The following is a 19,338-nucleotide window of genomic DNA, read 5'->3' as shown; positions in this document are numbered from 1 at the left end:
CGATTTCTCCTGCCGCCTGTGAGGTTTCCATGACTGTTACCGTCAATACCGTCTCCGCCGAAGGTTTTCGTCACACCGTCCAGATCGACGACCACGAATTGTTTGCCGATGTACCGAAAGCCGCCGGAGGTGAAGGCACCGCGCCAGAGCCACACGATTACTTCGACGCTGCGCTGGGCGCCTGCAAAGCGCTGACCGTGAAAATGTATGCTAAGAAAAAAGACATCCCGCTGACCGGCGTGGGAGTCGAAGTGAAGCGCGACAACAGCCAGGAACAGAAAGGCAAATACGCCCTGCATGTCACCCTGACGCTCAAAGGCGTGCTGACTGACGCCCAGCGCGAGGAACTGCTGCGCGTGGCCGATCGCTGCCCGATCCACAAGCTGATGACCACCAGTGAAGTCAGCATCGAAACCCACGCACCACAAGGCTTTGACAGCCAATAATCCTCCCAATGCCAGCGGCGGGTTATGCTTCTGGCATCACCCGCTCAGCCTGGAATGCACCATGGACACGCCACTCCTGATCATCCGCCCGCGCGCCGAAGACGTCGAAGGCCAGCCGATTCTGCGCCCGCTGCCGTCAGCCAAATGCCGCAACGTCGGGCCTTTCGTGTTTTTCGACCACATGCTCGAGACGATTTATCCGACGGGTAAAGGCATGGATATCCGACAGCATCCGCACATTGGCCTGTCGACACTTACCTATCTGTTCGAAGGGCAATTGCAGCACAAAGACAGTCTGGGCTCCGATCAGGTGGTCGGCGCCGGCGATGTCAGCTGGATGACCGCTGGCAGCGCCATCGCCCACGTCGAGCGTACGCCTGCGCCACTGCTTGCCGAGACCTTCACCCTGCACGGCCTGCAAGTCTGGCTGGCCTCGCCCAAGGCACACGAAGAAGGCCCGGGGCATTACAGTCATCACCCGGCAGCGACGTTGCCGGTCAGCGATAACCTCGGCGTGCAGATTCGCATGATTGCCGGGTCAGGCTTTTGCCTGGAATCGCCGGTGCCGGTGCTTTCTCCTACGCTGTATGCGGAAGTGAAGATGCAGACCGCGACCACATTGCTGATTCCGGCCGAGCATGAAGAACGCGCGGTGTATGTGTTGAGCGGGGATGCGCAGTTGAATGGCGAGGCGATCGAGCCGCATGCGCTGGTGGTGTTGCCAGCCGGCGAAGAGATGAGCCTGTTTGCCGAAACCGATGTACACGCGGTGGTGTTCGGCGGCGCGGCACTGGACGGGCCGAGACGGATCAACTGGAATTTTGTTGCAAGCGATCCGGCGGCGATTGATGAGGCACGGCGCAAGTGGGCGGCCGGGGATTGGCCGACGGTGCCGGGGGAAGTCGAGCGGATCGAACTACCGCGCTAGGCCGCTTACCCTCACCCCAGCCCTCTCCCAGAGGGAGAGGGAGCCGACCGAGGCGTCTTGCGTTATACATCGACCTGAAAAGTCTCGGCGATTATGGATTCGCCTATTCACGTTCAGGTCGACGCCACTCCCGAGCAACCCCCAATCAGTCCCCTATCCCAGAGGGATAGGGAGCCGACCGAGGCGCCTTGCGTTATACATCGACCTGAAAAATCCCGGCGATTATGGATTCGCCTATTCAAGTTCAGGTCGACGTCACTCCCGAGCAACCCTCAATCAGTCGCCTATCCCAGAGGGATAAGGAGCCGACCGAGGCGTCTTGCGTTATACATCGACCTGAAAAGTCTCGGCGATTATGGATTCGCCTATTCACGTTCAGGTCGACGCCACTCCCGAGCAACCCTCAATCAGTCCCCTCTCCCTCCGGGAGAGGGCTAGGGTGAGGGGCTTTTCGCTTTTAGCCGTTGAACACTTCATCCAGCAAATCATGCATCGACTTGAACGCGCGCTTGGCGGTCTTTTCGTCGTACATCATCTTACCCGGCACATTGGCGTGCGGATCGGTAAACGAGTGCACCGCGCCGCCGTAGCTGAGCAGTTGCCAGTCGACTTTCGCCGCGTTCATTTCATCTTCGAACGCTGGCAGTTGCTCTTTCGGCACCAATGGATCGGACGCGCCATGCAGCACCAGCACCGAGCCCTTGATGTTCTGCGCATCCGCCGGGTTCGGCGAATCCAGCGTGCCGTGGAACGACACCGCCGCTTTTACCGGCGCGCCGGTGCGGGCCAGATCCAGCGCACAGCAACCACCGAAGCAGAAACCGAACACCGCCAGTTTCGAGGTATCCACTGCCGCTTCGCCCTGGCTCTGCAATTGCTCAAATGCCACTTGCAGACGTTTGCGCAACAGCGCGCGGTCGTCCTTGAGCGGCATCATCGCTGCCAGCGCCTCATCAGCGTTCTGCGGACGCACGCTCTGGCCGTAGACATCCGCGATCAGCACCACGTAGCCCTCGGCCGCCACCGTTTTGGCAATGTCTTCAGCACCGGCGCTGACGCCCATCCAGTTCGGCGCCATCAGCAAACCCGGGCGCGCGCCCTTGTGCTCGGCGTCGAACGCCAGGCGACCTTCGTAGGTCTGGCCGTCAATCTGATAGACCACGGAACGTACAGTGACTTGGCTCATTTCTGACTCCTGATTGTGTAAACACCAGAATGAAAAAACCCGCCGAAGCGGGTTTTTCCTACAACGTGATCAAACCGACAGTTCAACCAGCAGCTTGTTCAGCCGGCGCACATAAGCGGCCGGATCCTTCAAGCTGTCGCCCGCCGCCAGGGCGGCCTGATCGAAGAGGATGTGCGACAGATCGCCAAAACGCTCTTCGCTCTGCTCGCCATCGAGTTTCTCGATCAGCGGGTGGCTCGGGTTGAACTCGAAGATCGGCTTCGAATCCGGGACTTTCTGCCCGCTGGCTTCGAGAATCTGGCGCATTTGCAGACCCAGATCCTGTTCGCCGATGGCCAGAATGGCCGGCGAGTCGGTCAGACGATGGGACACGCGAACTTCACCCACGGAATCACCCAGCGCAGTTTTCAGGCGCTCGACCAGACCCTCTTTGGACTTGGCGACTTCTTCTGCGGCTTTCTTGTCCTCTTCCGAGTCCAGGTTGCCCAGATCGAGGTCACCGCGCGCCACGTCGACAAAAGTCTTGCCGTCGAATTCGCTGAGGTAGCTCATCAGCCACTCGTCGATGCGATCGGTGAGCAGCAGCACTTCGATGCCTTTCTTGCGGAAGACTTCCAGGTGCGGGCTGTTCTTGACCTGCGCGTAGGTTTCGCCGGTGAGGTAGTAGATCTTGTCCTGACCTTCCTTGGCGCGGGCCAGGTAGTCAGCCAGACCGACAATCTGCTCGCCGTCGTCGCCCTGGGTCGATGCAAAACGCAGCAGACCGGCAATTTTCTCTTTGTTGGCGAAATCTTCTGCCGGGCCTTCTTTCATGACCTGACCGAAGTTTTTCCAGAAGCCCTTGTATTGCTCAGGTTCGTTCTTCGCCAGTTTTTCCAGCATGTCGAGCACACGCTTGGTCAGCGCGGTTTTCATCGAATCGATGATCGGGTCTTTCTGCAGGATTTCACGCGACACGTTCAGCGACAGGTCGTTGGAATCGACCACGCCTTTGATGAAGCGCAGGTACAGCGGCAGGAACGACTCGGCCTGATCCATTACAAACACACGCTGCACGTAAAGCTTCAGGCCCTTCGGCGCTTCACGCTGGTACAGGTCGAACGGCGCGCGGGCCGGCACGTACAGCAGCGAGCTGTACTCGAGCTTGCCTTCAACCTTGTTGTGGCTCCACGACAGCGGATTCTCGAAGTCGTGAGCGATGTGTTTGTAGAACTCCTGGTATTCCTCGTCTTTGACTTCAGTGCGCGGACGGGTCCACAGGGCGCTGGCGCGGTTGACGGTTTCCCATTCAACGGCCGGAGCCTCTTCGCCTTCGGCCGGAGTGACTTCCTTCGGCAGTTCGATCGGCAAAGCAATGTGGTCGGAGTACTTCTTGATGATGTTGCGCAGACGCCAGCCATCCGCGAATTCGTCTTCACCGGATTTCAGGTGCAGGACGATGCGGGTACCGCGCTCTGGCTTGTCGATGGTGGCGACTTCGAACTCGCCCTCGCCTTTCGACGACCAGTGCACGCCTTCGCTGGCGGCAGTGCCGGCGCGACGGCTGTATACATCAACCTTGTCGGCGACGATAAAGGCCGAATAGAAGCCGACACCGAACTGGCCGATCAGGTGCGAATCTTTCTTCTGATCGCCGGACAGGTTTTTCATGAAATCGGCGGTGCCGGATTTGGCGATGGTACCCAGGTGGGTGATCACATCGTCACGGTTCATGCCGATACCGTTGTCTTCGAGGGTGACGGTCTTGGCGTCCTTGTCGAAGCTCACACGGATTTTCAGGTCAGCGCCACCTTCGAGCAACTCCGGCTTGGCCAGGGCTTCGAAGCGCAGCTTGTCGACAGCGTCAGAGGCGTTCGAGATCAATTCGCGAAGGAAAATTTCCTTATTCGAATACAGCGAATGGATCATGAGGTGCAGCAGCTGCTTTACCTCGGTCTGGAAGCCCAGGGTTTCCTTTTGAGTTTCCACACTCATGGTCATCAAACTCCAATCAGATGGCAGTGGCCGCGACCCGAAATGGTCTGCGGCGGGTTGTCATCTGAGTTGGGGGCGCTGTTCAGGATTTCAAGGGCTCATCAATTTTGAAGTGCGCGCGGGCGGTGGCGATCGGTTCGCCCTCGGTGCTCTGCCACGCCGTGACCGCAACGTTGGCCACGCGACGCCCCTGACGGCAGACCTGACACCTGGCCCACGTGTCGCGAAACTGCCCGGCGCGCAGGTAATCGAGGGAAAAATCGATGATCTTCGGCACACCCGGCGTGCCGGTGAAAATCAGCAGATGCAGGGCTGCGGCCAGCTCCATGAAGCCGGCAATTACCCCGCCGTGGATCGCCGGCAATAAAGGGTTACCAATGTTGTCCTTGTTCGCCGGCAGCTTGAACAGCAACTCATCGCCGACTCGCGAGCACTCGATACCGATCAGCCCGGCATAAGGAATCAACGCCAGCAGCGGCGTGTAATCGCCCTGCGCGTGGGCCTGTTGCAGCTGCTCCCTGAGATCGTTGCTCATTGGCTCGCTCCCTTGATCGCGCCCGCGAAACCCTTGCTGCCCTTCAGGCCGATGCCCATGCGCATGAATGTGCCGACGACGTGGGCAATCGGTTGCTCGGGATCGTCCTGGTAGGCAAAACCACGGGCAAAGATCACATCGGTGGTGACGCGATAGCACTGGGCAAAGCCGTACACCGCTTTATGCGGTTCAGCGGCGTGCATGTAGTCGATGCGCAGATCGAGGGTCGGACAGACTTCGAACTCCGGCAGCACGCACAGTGTCGACATGCCGCAGGCGGTGTCCATCAATGAAGTGATGGCACCGCCGTGGATGACTCCGGTTTCGGGATTGCCGACGATTTTTTCGCTGTACGGCAGGATCACCATCAGCCCTTCGCTGGAGGCACTGTGCACCTGCAGACCGAGGACCTGACAGTGGCGCAATGCCGATAAAAAGCGCGTCGCGCGCTCAAAAACGGGGTTTTCGGCCATGTGATAATTACTCGCGTTTGGGCCTTGTGCCAGTATTGAGAAAAGCGGCAAAAGTTCCGTGATAAAACAAACTTATATATCTGAAACAATTGAGGAACTTAACCCGTAGCGCCGAGTTCTTAAGGCCAGTAGTTATTTTCCATAAGGAGATACACCCCATGCGTAAGACTTTAGCTATTGCCTTGATGTTGACCGCTTCCCTCGGTCTCGCTGCCTGCGATAAAAAATCCGAGGACAAAGCTCAAGATGCAAACCAACATGCTGAGCAAGCTCAGCAAGACATGAACAAAGCTCAGGATAAAGTGAACGACGCAGCAAAAGAAAACGCCGAAGCTGCCAAAGCTCAGGCTGAATCGAACGCCGCTGCTCAAGAAGAAGCCGCCAAAAAGCAATAAGCTTTGTGGTGTGAAAGGAAAACCCGCCAAGTGCGGGTTTTCTTTTGCCTGCGATTTACCGGTTAGAGCAACACGGTTCTAAAAGTCGGACTAATCATCAGCAACAGCGAACAGATGAAGCCAACTAGCCACATCAGGCTGCGCAACTTCGCCAGATCGGCCAGATAGAACCACAGATAGAAAATCCGCGAGATCACGAAGATGATCGCCAGCGCATCGATCAGCCAACCCGCGGTTTGCGTGGTATGCGCCATCAGCACGCCGACGGCGAAGAGGATGAAGGCTTCGATGCTGTTCTGATGGGCCGCCAGCGCCCTCGCACCGAAGCCAGTCAACTGCGCCTGCTGCTGCCGCGGCAAGTGATTGTCATACCCGCCCTGCTCTTTCATGGCCTTGGCCACCGGCATACGCGCCACATAGATCAATAAAGCACTGATAAACACACACCAGAACGGAATACTCATCAAACAGCCTCTTTGTTCGCCTCAGGGACGGGCGCCTCTGTAGGGGTATAGACCATGACATCGAGAACGTCGGAATGAAACTCGCGGCGATACAAAACCACCACGACTCCCGCGCTCATGATCATGAACAGCCACGGGCTGACGAACCACGCCAGCATGCTCATGCCGAAGTAATAAGAACGCAGGCCGAAGTTGAACTGGTTGGCCGCCATCGAAATCACCCGCGCCGCCCGCGAAGCGAAGGCCTTGCGTTCCTGCTCGGTCACTTGGCGCTCACCGATCATCGGCGCCGACCCGACCAGAATCGCCGCGAAGTTGTATTGGCGCATGCACCAACTGAAAGTAAAGAACGCATAGACGAACACCAGTGCCAGACACAGCAACTTGATCTCCGACATGCCCTGCGACGCCTGCTGCACCATCGGAATATCCGCCAACAACGATACGGCTCGGTCGGACGCACCGAGCACGGTGAGGATACCGGCGAGGATGATCAGCGTGCTGGAGGCGAAGAACGACGCGTTGCGTTCCAGATTGCCGATCACGCTGGCATCGGCGATGCGGTTGTCACGCAGCAGCATGCGGCGCATCCAGTCTTCGCGGTACAGGTGCAACACGCTGGCCAGACACGCCGTATCACGGGCCTTCCAGGTGGCATAACGGGTGTAACCGCCCCAGCAGACGACAAACCAGACGGCGGCGAGCAAGTGGATCAGATTGGCTTGGATGAACGACATTCGTTGTCCTGAGCAAGAGGAATGATGGAGGGAACCCTTCGTTTCGACGTGTTGGCTCGTAAAAAGACACGCTCATTGAAGAGTCAAATTTATTCAAAATAGACCGCAGCTATCAGTTTTCAGAGGCTTATACCTGTCAACTCTGACAGTAGCGCCGAGGGTATGGCGAGGCATAAGGTCGTTTTCTCAAACGGGAACACTGACCGCTCCCCTATCAGACAAGGATTTGAGCATGAGACCTTTGAACGCTGCGCTGCCCATTGACACAACGTTTGGCAACCGGGGGTACGCCGAGTCATTTGCTACGGGAAGCCAGGCTTTGAAAATCGCAGGCTTGCGCCCGGATGGAAAGATCCTTCTCGTGGGACAAACTGTTGTAGAGGGCAAAGTCAGTTTTCATTTGGCGCAATTACTCGCGGACGGTACTAACGATACTGGCTTCAACGAAAACGGTTTGATCGTAGGTACGTTTACAGGTTCGGGACAAGCCAGCGGAACTGGCGCCTGTCTTTATAAAGACGGCAAGGCGCTGCTTTTTGGGTATCAATATGATGAGGACCAAGGAACTCGATTTGCGCTTGCCAGATTCTTCGCTGATGGTGAAAGAGATCGCGATTTCGGTCCCGATGGGACGGTTTACGTCCCTTTCCTGCCACAGTCCGAATCGCAATTGCCAAAACCGGAAGCTTCCATCACGTCGCAATCCAGAACCAGGTTAGTACTGACTGCTGATGAAAAAATACTCGTCGGTCAAAGCGACCGACTGTTCAGACTTGATCAGAATGGAGATTTCGATACCGCTTTCAACAACAAAGGCTGGCTGGATCTTGCAATGGGCATTGCTTCGATTTCAGTAGCAGAGGATGGAGTAATCACAGTTGCAGGTTCGAGGGCTGGAGAAGGGAAGATTGTGCGCCTGAACGTCGATGGAACGCCCCATAAAGACTTCGGCGATGATGGCACCGGGACCGTCTACATTCCATCGGATTACCCGGTCAGCGTACGAAGCCTGATGTTACGTGCTGACGGCAGCTTCTTTGTTGCTGGCCAGGTAGACACATCCCCCAACGACGTTTGGGGGAAAGGACGCAAAGCAATGATGGCCGCGTACAACCCGAACGGTAGACCAAATCTCGCATTCAATCAGGGTAAGCCTGTTGTCACTGATCTTGGATTAACCGACGGTTGCACTTTGTTCGATCTAAGTGGGGAACCTGAAGATGGTTTGGTTGTGGTGGGGAGTACAGGGCAAATAACCAGGGAGCAAATGCTTGCCTGCCGCTATCTGGCAACGGGTGAACTGGACACAACCTTTGGGGACGGCAAGGGATACGTTACTCACTCTATGGGGCCCGGTATGCAATGGATCTCGGTGGCAGTGCAGCCCGACAAGCGAATACTCCTGAGCCGTGACAGCGACAACGTCAATGTGGGAGCTCTGGTCGTACGTTATCTGGGTTGAGGATTATCAGCTCTGATAAAAAATGCCCCGTATCGATTGATACGGGGCATTTCTGTTTAACCGTGCCTGACCCGCTTGTGGCGGGTCACATCACGTCAGGCAGTGACTTCGCTGCGCTTGCCCAGCAGGCGATCACAGACCACGGCGACCACCAGGGTCATCACGCATGGCACCAGCCATGCCAGCCCTTGCTCGCTCAGCGGCAGATGGGTCAGCTGAGTTGGCATCCAGTCGGCCAGACCAGCGCCTTTCAGGGCGTCGATGGTGCCGAAAACGAAGGAAACCAGCATCACCGGGCCAAGAATGCGCCCGTGCTCATGCCAGAAATCCTTGCAGAAGCTCAGTGCGACCAGAACGATGCACGGCGGGTAGATCGCGGTGAGTACCGGAATCGAGAACGCAATGAGCTTGGTCAGACCGAGGTTGGAGACCAGCAGCGAGAACGCCGCGAGGATAATCACCAGCGTCTTGTAGGACAGTGGCAGCACACGGCTGAAGTATTCAGCACAGGCACAGGTCAGACCGACCGCCGTGACCAGACACGCCAGCGAGATCAGCACCGCAAGGAAACCGCTACCCAGCGAACCGAAGGTGTGTTGCACGTAGGCATGCAACACCGCCGCGCCGTTGGTGGCGCCGACCGCGACTTCATGGCTGCCGGAACCGAGGCGGAACAGGCTGACGTAGACCAGTGCCAGACCCACGCCGGCAATCAGCCCGGCAATGATCGCGTAACGGGTGATCAGCGCCGGCGACTCGACGCCACGGGAGCGGATCGCGTTGACGATAACGATGCCGAATACCAGTGCGCCGAGGGTATCCATGGTCAGGTAACCATTGATGAAGCCCTGAGAAAACGGTGCCGCCACATATTCCGGTGTGCCGTGACCGATGTCACCCGCCGGCAAGGCGAACGCGGCGATGCCCAGTACTGCCAGCGCAATGATTTTCAGCGGTGCGAGGAAGCGGCCAACGGTATCCAGCAACCGCCCAGGGTAGAGCGAAATGAAGAACACCAGCAGGAAGTACACCGAGCTGTAGAGGAACAGCGCCAGCGGGCTTTCGCCGGTCAATGGCGCCAGACCTACCTCGAAGGATACGGTCGCGGTACGCGGGGTGGCGAACAGCGGACCCACGGCCAGGTAGCATGCCGCCGCGAGGATACCGCCAGCGATCTTGCCGATAGGGCTGCTCAACGCATCCATCGCACCGCCGACCTTGGCCAGCGCCACCACGGTGACCACCGGCAAACCAACGGCGGTAATCAGGAAACCCAGTGCGGCCATCCAGACGTGAGGTCCGGCCTGCAAGCCGACGATCGGCGGGAAAATGATGTTACCGGCCCCGACAAACAGGGCAAACGTCATAAAACCAAGTGCCAGGATGTCCTGACCTTTCAAAACTTTCATTAAGGTAATACCACACTACTGAAATCGGAATTTAGAGGGGGATTGCCCTGTTGGATTAGGGAAATGCTGTCGATCCGTATGGGACTGACCCTTAAAGCGCGTAGCTGCCTTGTGGGCGGCGGACGCAAAAATGGCTGCCAGCCTAACGAATTTGGCTGACAAACGCACTGTTAGAGGGCGAACTATCCGATACGCGACGTTTCAGTGTCGCGTTTACATATCTATTTTTCATACAGAGAACCTGTATTCATCACAACGAACCTGTGGCGAGGGGATTTATCCCCGTTGGACTGCGCAGCAGTCCCAAAGAATCCGAGCTGGAACTGCCTGACTGATCATGGTCGCTAGCATGGGGGCCGCTTCGCAGCCCAGCGGGGATAAATCCCCTCGCCACTACAGCTCTCAAAATTCTCATACGCCAGGAACGACAAAGGCCACCCGAAGGTGGCCTTTGTTGCTGGAGCTAAAAAGTCAGCCGAAGCTTACTTCTTCACTTCCCAGCCAGTCAGCTCGGCCAGGGCCTTGCCGATGTCTGCCAGCGAACGCACGGTTTTTACGCCTGCGTCTTGCAGCGCAGCGAATTTCTCGTCTGCAGTGCCTTTGCCGCCAGAGATGATTGCGCCAGCATGGCCCATGCGCTTGCCCGGAGGAGCAGTCACACCAGCGATGTAGGAAACAACCGGCTTGGTCACGTTAGCCTTGATGTAGGCAGCCGCTTCTTCTTCAGCCGAACCGCCGATCTCGCCGATCATCACGATCGCCTCGGTCTTCGGGTCTTCCTGGAACAGCTTCAGGATGTCGATGAAGTTCGAGCCCGGGATCGGGTCACCACCGATGCCGACGCAAGTCGACTGACCGAAACCGGCGTCAGTGGTCTGCTTCACAGCTTCGTAGGTCAGGGTGCCGGAACGGGAAACGATACCGACCTTGCCTGGCAAGTGAATGTGACCTGGCATGATGCCGATCTTGCATTCGCCTGGGGTGATCACGCCTGGGCAGTTAGGGCCGATCAGGACTACGCCCAGCTCGTCGCACTTAACTTTGGCGTCCAGCATGTCCAGGGTAGGAATGCCTTCGGTGATGCAGACGATCAGCTTGATGCCGCCGAATGCCGCTTCCAGGATCGAGTCCTTGCAGAACGGAGCCGGAACGTAGATCACGCTGGCGGTAGCGCCAGTGGCAGCTACTGCGTCTTTTACGGTGTTGAACACTGGCAGACCCAGGTGCTCGGTGCCGCCCTTGCCCGGAGTTACGCCACCAACCATCTTGGTGCCGTATTCGATGGCTTGCTGGGTGTGGAAACTACCTTGCGAACCGGTAATACCCTGGCAGATAACTTTGGTGTCTTTATTGATCAGGACGCTCATTATTTGCCCTCCGCAGCTTTGACAACTTGTTGAGCAGCGTCGGTCAGGCTGGTAGCAGCGATGATGTTCAAACCGCTTTCTGCCAGTACTTTAGCGCCCAGCTCAGCGTTGTTGCCTTCAAGGCGAACAACAACCGGGATTTTCACGCCGACTTCTTTCACGGCGCCGATGATGCCTTCGGCAATCATGTCGCAACGAACGATGCCGCCGAAGATGTTGACCAGTACTGCCGCGACGTTCTGGTCGGACAGGATGATCTTGAACGCTTCAGTAACGCGTTCCTTGGTAGCGCCACCACCTACGTCGAGGAAGTTGGCTGGCTTGCCGCCATGCAGGTTGACGATGTCCATGGTGCCCATGGCCAGACCGGCACCGTTGACCATGCAGCCGATGTTGCCTTCCAGCGCTACGTAGTTCAGTTCGAACTTGGCAGCGTGCGCTTCGCGCGGATCGTCCTGCGACGGATCGTGGAAAGCCTTCAGCTTAGGCTGACGGTACATGGCGTTGGCGTCGATGTTGATCTTCGCGTCGAGGCAGTGCAGATCGCCGTCAGCCTTGATCACCAGCGGGTTTACTTCCAGCAGAGCCAGGTCGTGGTCTTTGAACAGCTTGGCCAGACCTACGAAGATCTTGGCGAACTGAGTGACCTGCTTGCCTTCCAGACCCAGCTGGAATGCCAGCTCGCGACCCTGGGATGGCTGAGCGCCAACCAGTGGATCGATAGTGGCCTTGAGAATTTTTTCTGGAGTGTCGTGAGCGATTTTCTCGATGTCCACGCCACCTTCGGTGGAAGCCATGAACACGATGCGACGGCTCGAACGGTCAACGACAGCGCCCAGGTACAGCTCTTTAGCGATATCAGTGCACGATTCAACCAGGATCTTGGTGACTGGCTGGCCATTGGCGTCAGTCTGGTAAGTCACCAGACGCTTGCCCAGCCACTGCTGTGCGAAGGCTTTGGCGTCTTCTTTGCTGCGAACCAGCTTTACGCCGCCCGCTTTACCGCGACCACCGGCGTGAACCTGGGCTTTGACGACCCACTCGTTGCCGCCGATTTTGTCGCAAGCTTCTGCTGCTGCTTCCGGGGTGTCTACTGCGTAACCAGTGGAAACTGGCAGGCCGTATTCAGCGAACAGCTGCTTACCCTGATACTCGTGAAGATTCATGCTTTTTACCGTCTTCGTTAGGTACTGCGCATTCGGCGCTGCGCTCGTTTGAGTGCCGCGCCACCTGTGACTGCTGCTTGCGTAGCTGGGCTACGCAAGACTGCGTCCGGCGGACATTCCGCGGTGAGTCTTGCTCGCAAGGCTCACGACGGGCCGTTGCCGCCGTGGTTTCTTATTATGTCTTAACGCTTCTTGCGGTTGGCAATGTGAATGGCGCCGCCATTCACTGCCAGAGCAGCTTCGTGCAAGGCTTCGGACAGGGTCGGATGGGAGAAAACCATCATGCCCAGGTCTTCAGCGCTGGTGCCGAATTCCATACCGATCGCGCCCTGCTGAACCAGTTCTGCAGCGCTCGGGCCAATCACGTGCACGCCCAATACGCGGTCGGTCTTCGCATCGGCGATGACCTTGACGAAACCACCGGTATCGTTGGCAGCCATGGCACGGCCGGAAGCGGCGAACGGGAAGGTGCCGACGTTGACTTCAACGCCTTCGGCCTTCAGCGCCTGCTCGGTTTTGCCCACCCACGCGATTTCCGGGTGAGTATAAATAACCGAAGGGATCAAATCATAGTTCATCTGAGCCTTGTGGCCCTTGATGCGCTCGACAACCATGATGCCTTCTTCCGAAGCCTTGTGGGCCAGCATCATGCCGCGAACCACGTCACCGATGGCGAAGACGCCCGGTACAGCTGTGACGCAATGGTCATCGACCGCGATGAAACCGCGCTCGTCGATTTCCACGCCGCAGTCGGCAGACAGCAGATCAGTGGTCACCGGACGGCGACCAACGGCTACGATCAGCTTGTCGAAAGTGATGGTCTGTTCGCCGTTGGCATCGGTGTAGTTGACGACGACTTCTTCGCCGTTGACTTTCGAACCGGTAACGCGAGCGCCCAGCTTGATGTCCAGGCCCTGTTTGGTCAGGGTTTTCAGCGCTTCCTTGGAAACGGCGGTGTCCGCTGCCATCAGGAAAGTGTCCAGTGCTTCGAGAACAGTCACTTCTGCACCCAGACGCGACCATACCGAACCCAGTTCCAGACCGATCACGCCAGCGCCGATCACGCCCAGACGTTTAGGTACGGACTGGAATTCCAGAGCGCCAGTCGAATCGACGATGACTTTCTGGTCAACCGGAGCCGGTGGAATGTCGATCGGACGCGAACCTGGCGCGAGAATGACGTTTTCCGCTTCGATGACTTCAACCGAACCGTCCGGCTTGGTGACTTCGACTTTCTTGCCGGCCAGCAGCTTGCCGTGGCCCTGGATCGAAGTAACGCCGTTGGCCTTGAACAGGGTGGCAACGCCGCCGGTCAGGTTCTTGACGATGCCAGCCTTGCGGCCAACCATCGCAGCGACGTCCATTTTGACTTCGCCGGTCGAGATACCGTGAACGTTGAAGCTCTCTTTGGCTTCCTTGTATTTCCACGAGCTGTCGAGCAGCGCCTTGGAAGGAATGCAACCTACGTTCAGGCAGGTACCGCCCAGGGCTTGCTTGCCCTCTGCGTCGGTGTACTTCTCGATGCAGGCAGTGGTCAGGCCCAACTGAGCAGCCTTGATGGCCGCTACATAGCCACCAGGGCCGGCACCGATCACTACTACGTCAAATTTCTGCGACATTCAAAAAATCCTCTTTAGCAATAAAGCTACAAGCCGCAAGCTCCAAGCTGCAAGCCCACCCGCTCGCCCTGAGCTTGAGGCTTGTAGCTGAAAGCTTGCAGCTGCTTTTTAGATATCCAGCAACAGACGAGCCGGATCTTCCAGCAGGTTCTTGATGGTCACCAGGAAGGTCACAGCTTCTTTGCCATCGATCAGGCGGTGATCGTAGGACAGAGCCAGGTACATCATCGGACGGATCACGACCTGACCGTTGATGGCCATCGGACGCTGGATGATGTTGTGCATGCCCAGAATCGCTGCCTGCGGCGGGTTGACGATCGGCGTCGACATCATCGAACCGAAGGTACCACCGTTGGTGATGGTGAAGGTACCACCGGTCATCTCGTCCATCGACAGTTTGCCGTCACGGGCTTTCTTGCCAAATGTTGCGATGCCGCCTTCGATTTCAGCCAGGCTCATCAGCTCGGCGTTACGCAGAACCGGTACCACCAGGCCACGGTCGCTGGAAACGGCAACGCCGATGTCCGCATAGCCGTGGTAAACGATGTCGCCGCCGTCGATCGACGCGTTGACAGCCGGGAAGCGTTTCAGCGCTTCGGTGGCCGCTTTCACGAAGAACGACATGAAGCCCAGGCGTACGCCGTTGTGGGACTTCTCGAACAGGTCCTTGTACTTCGAACGCAGCGCCATGACTTCGGTCATGTCGACTTCGTTGAACGTGGTCAGCATCGCCATGTTTGACTGGGCTTCAACCAGACGCTTGGCCACGGTGGCACGTACGCGAGTCATCGGTACGCGCTTCTCGATGCGGTCGCCGGCAGCGAACACAGGCGCAGCAGCCGAAGGAGCAGCAGCCTTGGCAGGCGCGGCAGCCGGAGCGGCTTTCTTCGCAGCAACTGCTGCTACCACGTCTTCCTTGGTCACACGACCGCCCTTGCCGGTGCCGGCAACGGAAGCGATGTTGATGCCGTTCTCTTCAGCCAGCTTGCGCGCGGCAGGAGCGGCGATCGGGTCATCTTCGCCATCGGCAGCAGCTGGTGCGGCAGCGGCAGTAGCGGCCGGAGCGGCAGCGGCGGCAGGAGCGGCAGCAGCAGCGCCGCCCTCTTCGATCGAGCCCAGGACCTGGTTCGACAGAACGGTAGCGCCCTCTTCGGCAACGATTGCGCCCAGCACGCCGTCTGCTTCAGCCAACACTTCGAGCACGACTTTGTCGGTTTCGATGTCGACGATCAGGTCGTCACGCTTGACGGCCTCACCTGGTTTCTTGTGCCAGGTGGCAACGGTGCCATCGGCAACCGATTCCGGGAATGACGGGGCTTTGATTTCGATAGCCATTATCTGTGGGTCCTTAAAATTCGGTTTCAGTCAGCGCGAAGGCGTTAAACAGTGAAAGCATCTTGCAGCAGTTTTTCCTGCTGCTCGGCGTGCATCGATGCGTAACCACAAGCTGGCGCAGCCGAAGCCTCACGGCCCGCGTACTCAAGTACGAGAGTCTTGTCGAGGTTGGCGATGCTGCGACGCAAGTGATGCTGGCTGCAGTACCAGGCACCCTGGTTCATCGGCTCTTCCTGACACCAGACGGCGTGTTTGACGTTGGTATATGGAGCCAGGACTTCTTTCAAGTCGTCCTCAGGGAACGGATACAGCTGCTCGATACGCACGATGGCGATATCTTCGCGGCCTTCGGCACGGCGTTTTTCCAGCAGGTCGTAGTAGACCTTGCCGCTGCACAGAACCACGCGCTCGACCTTTTTCGGGTCCAGTGCATCGATTTCCGGGATCACGGTCTGGAACGAACCTTCGGCCAGATCTTCCAGCGTCGAGATGGCCAGCTTGTGGCGCAGCAGCGACTTCGGCGTCAGCACGACCAGCGGCTTGCGCAGCGGACGGATCACCTGACGACGCAGCAAGTGGTAGATCTGCGCTGGCGTGGTCGGCATGCACACCTGAATGTTGTGCTCGGCGCACAGCTGCAGGTAACGCTCAAGACGAGCCGAGCTGTGCTCAGGGCCTTGGCCTTCGTAACCGTGTGGCAGCAGCATGGTCAGACCGCAGAGACGGCCCCACTTGTGCTCGCCGCTGGTGATGAACTGGTCGATCACGACCTGAGCACCGTTGGCGAAGTCGCCGAACTGGGCTTCCCAGATCACCAGCGCGTTTGGCGTGGTGGTCGAGTAACCGTATTCGAATGCCAGTACCGCTTCTTCCGAGAGGAACGAGTCGTACAGGTCGAAACGTGGCTGACCGTCGTACAGGTTCTGCAGCGGAATGTAGGTGCCCGCGTCTTTCTGGTTGTGCAACACAGCGTGACGGTGCGAGAACGTACCGCGGCCGATGTCCTGACCGGTCATGCGGATCGGGTGACCTTCGAACGCGAGGGTCGCGTACGCCATGGTTTCAGCGTAACCCCAGTTGATCGGCAGGCCGCCGGCTTGCATCTTCTGACGGTCTTCGTAGATCTTCGCGACCTGGCGCTGAACGACGAAGCCTTCCGGAATTTCCAGCAGCTTGGCGGACAGCTCTTGCAGGGTCTTCAGATCGAAACGCGTGTCGTGACGCGCAGTCCAGGCGTGGCCCAGGTACGGACGCCAGTCGACGAACAGCTCTTTGTTCGGCTCTTTGACCAGCGATTTCACTACGTGCAGACCGTTGTCCAGCGCGTTGCGGTATTCGTCGACCTTGGCCTGAACGCGTTCAGCGTCAAGCACACCGGCCTGAGTCAGGCGATCAGCGTACAGCTCACGGGTGGTGCGCTGCTTGGTGATCTGCTGATACATCAGTGGCTGGGTGCCGCTTGGTTCGTCGGCCTCGTTGTGGCCGCGACGACGGTAGCAGACCAGATCGATCACCACGTCACGCTTGAACTGCATGCGGTAGTCGATGGCCAGTTGGGTCACGAACAGCACGGCTTCCGGATCATCGCCATTCACATGGAGGATCGGCGCCTGGATCATCTTGGCGACGTCGGTGGCGTACTCGGTGGAACGCGAGTCCAGCGGGTTGCTGATGGTGAAACCGACCTGGTTGTTGATCACGATGTGCACGGTACCGCCGGTCTTGAAACCGCGGGCCTGCGACATCTGGAAGGTTTCCATGACCACGCCCTGACCGGCGAATGCCGCGTCACCGTGGATGGAGATCGGCAGAACTTTCTCACCGGTCAGGTCGTTGCGACGGTCCTGACGGGCGCGCACCGAACCTTCGACCACCGGGGAAACGATTTCCAGGTGGGACGGGTTGAACGCCATGGCCAGGTGAACTTCACCGCCGGTGGTCATCACGTTGGACGAGAAGCCCTGGTGGTATTTAACGTCACCGGAACCCAGCTCGACCTTCTTCTTGCCTTCGAACTCGTCGAACAGCTCGCGCGGGTTCTTGCCGAAGGTGTTGACCAGAACGTTCAGACGGCCACGGTGGGCCATGCCGATGACGACTTCCTTGGTACCGTACGAGCCGGAACGCTGGATCAGTTCGTCGAGCATCGGAATCAGGCTTTCGCCGCCTTCCAGACCGAAACGCTTGGTGCCCGGGTATTTGGTACCGAGGTATTTTTCCAGGCCTTCACCGGCAGTCACGCGCTCAAGCAGGTGGCTCTTGATGTCGGCGGAGTACGTCGGACGACCACGCACGCTTTCCAGACGCTGCTGGAACCACTGGCGCTGCTCGGAATCGGTGATGTGCGTGAACTCAGCGCCGATGGTGCGGCAATATGTCTGCTGCAACGCTTCGTGAATTTCGCGTAGGCTCGCTTCCTCTTTGCCGATGAACAGGTCGCCGGCACGGAAGGTCGTATCAAGATCGGCATTGGTCAAGCCGTAATGATTGATCGACAGGTCTGCAGGTGCAGGACGCTGCCACAGCCCCAGCGGGTCAAGCTGGGCTGCCTGGTGGCCACGCATACGGTAGGCCTGGATCAATCGCAGCACTTCAACTTGCTTCTTCTCGTGCTCACTGCTCACGCTGCCGGCGGAAACCGGTTGGGCGCGGCGCTGGTTCTTTGCCAGCAGCACGAAATGATCGCGAATCGTCGAGTGCGAAACATCAGTGGCAGAGTTGCCGTCGGCTGGCAACTTCTGAAAGTAGGTGCGCCACTCTTCTGGCACAGCGTTAGGGTCGTGCAGGTAGAGCTCATAAAGCTCTTCCACATAGGCAGCGTTTCCACCTGAAAGGTAGGCGCTGTTCCACATGCGCTGCATCACGCTTTCTTGCATGCTTGGTCACCCTCGGTTAGGGGAACACCATCGGTGTCGACACCGAGCAAACTTGCAGAAGTCCGAATGCAGCGACTAAAACAAGCCACCTAGGATCACACTGATAGTCCGGGTACCAGCCCGGATGCCCCTGCTTGTCTCATTTCTTCAAAAGAAGAGCTGCAGCTTATGGCTACGGCTCTGGTTATAGCCATGACGCGGGTTGAAGCCCGCGCCACAGCCTCTACGGTGCAACGGTTACAGCAGCTGAATCACACGCCGCTCGAAAGCAGCATGTTACGGATGTGACCGATGGCCTTAGTCGGGTTCAGGCCTTTCGGACATACGTTGACGCAGTTCATGATGCCCCGGCAGCGGAAAACGCTGAACGGGTCGTCAAGTGAAGCCAGACGCTCGCTGGTCTTGGTGTCGCGGCTGTCTGCCAGGAAGCGGTAGGCTTGCAGCAGCGCAGCAGGACCCAGGAACTTGTCCGGGTTCCACCAGAAGGACGGGCAAGAGGTCGAGCAGCAGGCGCACAGGATGCACTCGTACAGACCGTCGAGCTTTTCGCGCTCTTCTGGCGACTGCAGACGCTCGATGGCCGGAGCCGGCGTGTCGTTCTGCAGGTAAGGCTTCACCTTCTCGTATTGCTTGTAGAAGATGCTCATATCGACGACCAGGTCACGGATAACCGGCAAACCTGGCAGTGGACGAACGATCAGCTTGTTGCCTTTTACAACGGCAGACAGCGGCGTGATGCAGGCCAGACCGTTCTTGCCGTTGATGTTCATGCCGTCGGAGCCGCAGACGCCTTCACGGCAGGAGCGACGATAGGAGAAACCTTCGTCCTGCTCTTTGATCAGGGCCAGCACGTCCAGCACCATCAGGTCTTTACCACCGGTATCGACCTGGAAATCCTGCATGAACGGCGCGGCGTCCTGATCAGGGTTGTAGCGATAAACACTGACTTGCAACATGGCGGTCACC

General features: G+C 58.0%; 17 protein-coding genes. 4 read left to right on the top strand and 13 right to left on the bottom strand.

Going from position 1 to position 19,338, the window contains the following annotated elements:
* The first annotated feature begins 29 nt into the window (after positions 1-29).
* Positions 30-446, top strand: a complete 417-nt coding sequence (locus tag PSH90_RS07815; protein WP_305382469.1) for an OsmC family protein — start codon at positions 30-32, stop codon at positions 444-446.
* 61 nt (positions 447-507) lie between these two features.
* Positions 508-1,374 (top strand): pirin family protein, encoded by an 867-nt coding sequence (locus PSH90_RS07810; protein WP_252883397.1) that lies wholly within the window; start codon positions 508-510, stop codon positions 1,372-1,374.
* Positions 1,375-1,831: 457 nt separating this feature from the next.
* On the opposite strand, the gene PSH90_RS07805 is transcribed toward PSH90_RS07810, so the two are convergent.
* From PSH90_RS07805 to PSH90_RS07790, 4 genes are all read right to left on the bottom strand, one after another.
* Positions 1,832-2,560 carry a dienelactone hydrolase family protein gene (locus tag PSH90_RS07805; RefSeq protein WP_095180749.1) on the bottom strand — a complete coding sequence of 243 codons (729 nt, stop codon included), beginning with the start codon at positions 2,558-2,560 and terminating at the stop codon, positions 1,832-1,834.
* A 69-nt stretch (positions 2,561-2,629) separates the two neighbouring features.
* Entirely contained in the window at positions 2,630-4,534 is a 1,905-nt protein-coding gene (htpG, locus tag PSH90_RS07800; RefSeq protein ID WP_305382467.1) for a molecular chaperone HtpG, read from the bottom strand.
* Positions 4,535-4,616: 82 nt separating this feature from the next.
* Complete coding sequence (locus PSH90_RS07795) at positions 4,617-5,069, bottom strand: PaaI family thioesterase (RefSeq protein ID WP_041479556.1); 453 nt, start codon at positions 5,067-5,069, stop codon at positions 4,617-4,619.
* Positions 5,066-5,542 carry a PaaI family thioesterase gene (locus PSH90_RS07790; RefSeq protein ID WP_252877703.1) on the bottom strand — a complete coding sequence of 159 codons (477 nt, stop codon included), beginning with the start codon at positions 5,540-5,542 and terminating at the stop codon, positions 5,066-5,068. Before PSH90_RS07790 ends, PSH90_RS07795 begins: the two co-directional genes overlap by 4 nt.
* Before the next feature lie 158 nt (positions 5,543-5,700).
* Here PSH90_RS07790 and PSH90_RS07785 point away from each other — a divergent pair, with 158 nt between their 5' ends.
* Positions 5,701-5,937, top strand: a complete 237-nt coding sequence (locus PSH90_RS07785) for a hypothetical protein (protein WP_007959016.1) — start codon at positions 5,701-5,703, stop codon at positions 5,935-5,937.
* A 62-nt stretch (positions 5,938-5,999) separates the two neighbouring features.
* Here PSH90_RS07785 and PSH90_RS07780 read toward each other — a convergent pair whose 3' ends face one another.
* Positions 6,000-6,401 carry an MAPEG family protein gene (locus PSH90_RS07780; RefSeq protein ID WP_056783897.1) on the bottom strand — a complete coding sequence of 134 codons (402 nt, stop codon included), beginning with the start codon at positions 6,399-6,401 and terminating at the stop codon, positions 6,000-6,002.
* Positions 6,401-7,138, bottom strand: coding sequence for a DUF599 domain-containing protein (locus tag PSH90_RS07775; protein WP_016773682.1), 738 nt, complete (start codon positions 7,136-7,138; stop codon positions 6,401-6,403). Before PSH90_RS07775 ends, PSH90_RS07780 begins: the two co-directional genes overlap by 1 nt.
* A 232-nt stretch (positions 7,139-7,370) precedes the next feature.
* Here PSH90_RS07775 and PSH90_RS07770 point away from each other — a divergent pair, with 232 nt between their 5' ends.
* Positions 7,371-8,600, top strand: coding sequence for a hypothetical protein (locus PSH90_RS07770; protein ID WP_236169133.1), 1,230 nt, complete (start codon positions 7,371-7,373; stop codon positions 8,598-8,600).
* 95 nt (positions 8,601-8,695) lie between these two features.
* On the opposite strand, the gene brnQ is transcribed toward PSH90_RS07770, so the two are convergent.
* The 7 genes from brnQ to PSH90_RS07735 form a co-directional block, all read right to left on the bottom strand.
* Positions 8,696-10,009 carry a branched-chain amino acid transport system II carrier protein gene (brnQ, locus tag PSH90_RS07765; RefSeq protein ID WP_016773681.1) on the bottom strand — a complete coding sequence of 438 codons (1,314 nt, stop codon included), beginning with the start codon at positions 10,007-10,009 and terminating at the stop codon, positions 8,696-8,698.
* A gap of 482 nt (positions 10,010-10,491) precedes the next feature.
* Positions 10,492-11,376, bottom strand: coding sequence for a succinate--CoA ligase subunit alpha (gene sucD / locus PSH90_RS07760; RefSeq protein ID WP_016773680.1), 885 nt, complete (start codon positions 11,374-11,376; stop codon positions 10,492-10,494).
* On the bottom strand, positions 11,376-12,542 hold the full coding sequence (gene sucC, locus PSH90_RS07755) for an ADP-forming succinate--CoA ligase subunit beta (RefSeq protein WP_016773679.1): 1,167 nt from the start codon (positions 12,540-12,542) through the stop codon (positions 11,376-11,378). The genes sucD and sucC overlap by 1 nt, the downstream gene beginning before the upstream one ends.
* A 182-nt stretch (positions 12,543-12,724) precedes the next feature.
* A complete protein-coding gene (gene lpdA / locus PSH90_RS07750; protein WP_016773678.1) occupies positions 12,725-14,161 on the bottom strand; it encodes a dihydrolipoyl dehydrogenase in 1,437 nt (478 codons plus the stop codon).
* A gap of 108 nt (positions 14,162-14,269) precedes the next feature.
* Positions 14,270-15,496: a 2-oxoglutarate dehydrogenase complex dihydrolipoyllysine-residue succinyltransferase gene (gene odhB / locus PSH90_RS07745; RefSeq protein ID WP_024012151.1), complete on the bottom strand. Its 1,227-nt coding sequence runs from the start codon at positions 15,494-15,496 to the stop codon at positions 14,270-14,272.
* Positions 15,497-15,540: 44 nt separating this feature from the next.
* Positions 15,541-18,372, bottom strand: a complete 2,832-nt coding sequence (locus tag PSH90_RS07740; RefSeq protein ID WP_305382466.1) for a 2-oxoglutarate dehydrogenase E1 component — start codon at positions 18,370-18,372, stop codon at positions 15,541-15,543.
* Between the two features lie 251 nt (positions 18,373-18,623).
* Positions 18,624-19,328, bottom strand: coding sequence for a succinate dehydrogenase iron-sulfur subunit (locus PSH90_RS07735; protein WP_016773675.1), 705 nt, complete (start codon positions 19,326-19,328; stop codon positions 18,624-18,626).
* Between the last annotated feature and the right edge of the window lie 10 nt (positions 19,329-19,338).

This window comes from Pseudomonas sp. FP1762, assembly GCF_030687105.1.
Taxonomy (GTDB): Bacteria; Pseudomonadota; Gammaproteobacteria; order Pseudomonadales; family Pseudomonadaceae; genus Aquipseudomonas; species Aquipseudomonas siliginis.
Note: the sequence above shows the minus strand (reverse complement) of the source record. Positions and strands in the feature narration are given on the sequence as shown.

Excerpts from the sequence above, each read along its gene's own strand:
- PSH90_RS07790 (WP_252877703.1), bottom strand. The coding sequence starts at position 5,542 with ATGGCCGAAAACCCCGTTTTTGAGCGCGCGACGCGCTTTTTATCGGCA.
- lpdA (WP_016773678.1), bottom strand. The coding sequence starts at position 14,161 with ATGTCGCAGAAATTTGACGTAGTAGTGATCGGTGCCGGCCCTGGTGGC.
- PSH90_RS07770 (WP_236169133.1), top strand. The coding sequence starts at position 7,371 with ATGAGACCTTTGAACGCTGCGCTGCCCATTGACACAACGTTTGGCAAC.
- PSH90_RS07780 (WP_056783897.1), bottom strand. The coding sequence starts at position 6,401 with ATGAGTATTCCGTTCTGGTGTGTGTTTATCAGTGCTTTATTGATCTAT.
- PSH90_RS07795 (WP_041479556.1), bottom strand. The coding sequence starts at position 5,069 with ATGAGCAACGATCTCAGGGAGCAGCTGCAACAGGCCCACGCGCAGGGC.
- sucD (WP_016773680.1), bottom strand. The coding sequence starts at position 11,376 with ATGAGCGTCCTGATCAATAAAGACACCAAAGTTATCTGCCAGGGTATT.
- PSH90_RS07815 (WP_305382469.1), top strand. The coding sequence starts at position 30 with ATGACTGTTACCGTCAATACCGTCTCCGCCGAAGGTTTTCGTCACACC.
- brnQ (WP_016773681.1), bottom strand. The coding sequence starts at position 10,009 with ATGAAAGTTTTGAAAGGTCAGGACATCCTGGCACTTGGTTTTATGACG.
- PSH90_RS07740 (WP_305382466.1), bottom strand. The coding sequence starts at position 18,372 with ATGCAAGAAAGCGTGATGCAGCGCATGTGGAACAGCGCCTACCTTTCA.
- PSH90_RS07735 (WP_016773675.1), bottom strand. The coding sequence starts at position 19,328 with ATGTTGCAAGTCAGTGTTTATCGCTACAACCCTGATCAGGACGCCGCG.
- htpG (WP_305382467.1), bottom strand. The coding sequence starts at position 4,534 with ATGAGTGTGGAAACTCAAAAGGAAACCCTGGGCTTCCAGACCGAGGTA.
- PSH90_RS07805 (WP_095180749.1), bottom strand. The coding sequence starts at position 2,560 with ATGAGCCAAGTCACTGTACGTTCCGTGGTCTATCAGATTGACGGCCAG.
- PSH90_RS07775 (WP_016773682.1), bottom strand. The coding sequence starts at position 7,138 with ATGTCGTTCATCCAAGCCAATCTGATCCACTTGCTCGCCGCCGTCTGG.
- odhB (WP_024012151.1), bottom strand. The coding sequence starts at position 15,496 with ATGGCTATCGAAATCAAAGCCCCGTCATTCCCGGAATCGGTTGCCGAT.
- PSH90_RS07785 (WP_007959016.1), top strand. The coding sequence starts at position 5,701 with ATGCGTAAGACTTTAGCTATTGCCTTGATGTTGACCGCTTCCCTCGGT.
- sucC (WP_016773679.1), bottom strand. The coding sequence starts at position 12,542 with ATGAATCTTCACGAGTATCAGGGTAAGCAGCTGTTCGCTGAATACGGC.
- PSH90_RS07810 (WP_252883397.1), top strand. The coding sequence starts at position 508 with ATGGACACGCCACTCCTGATCATCCGCCCGCGCGCCGAAGACGTCGAA.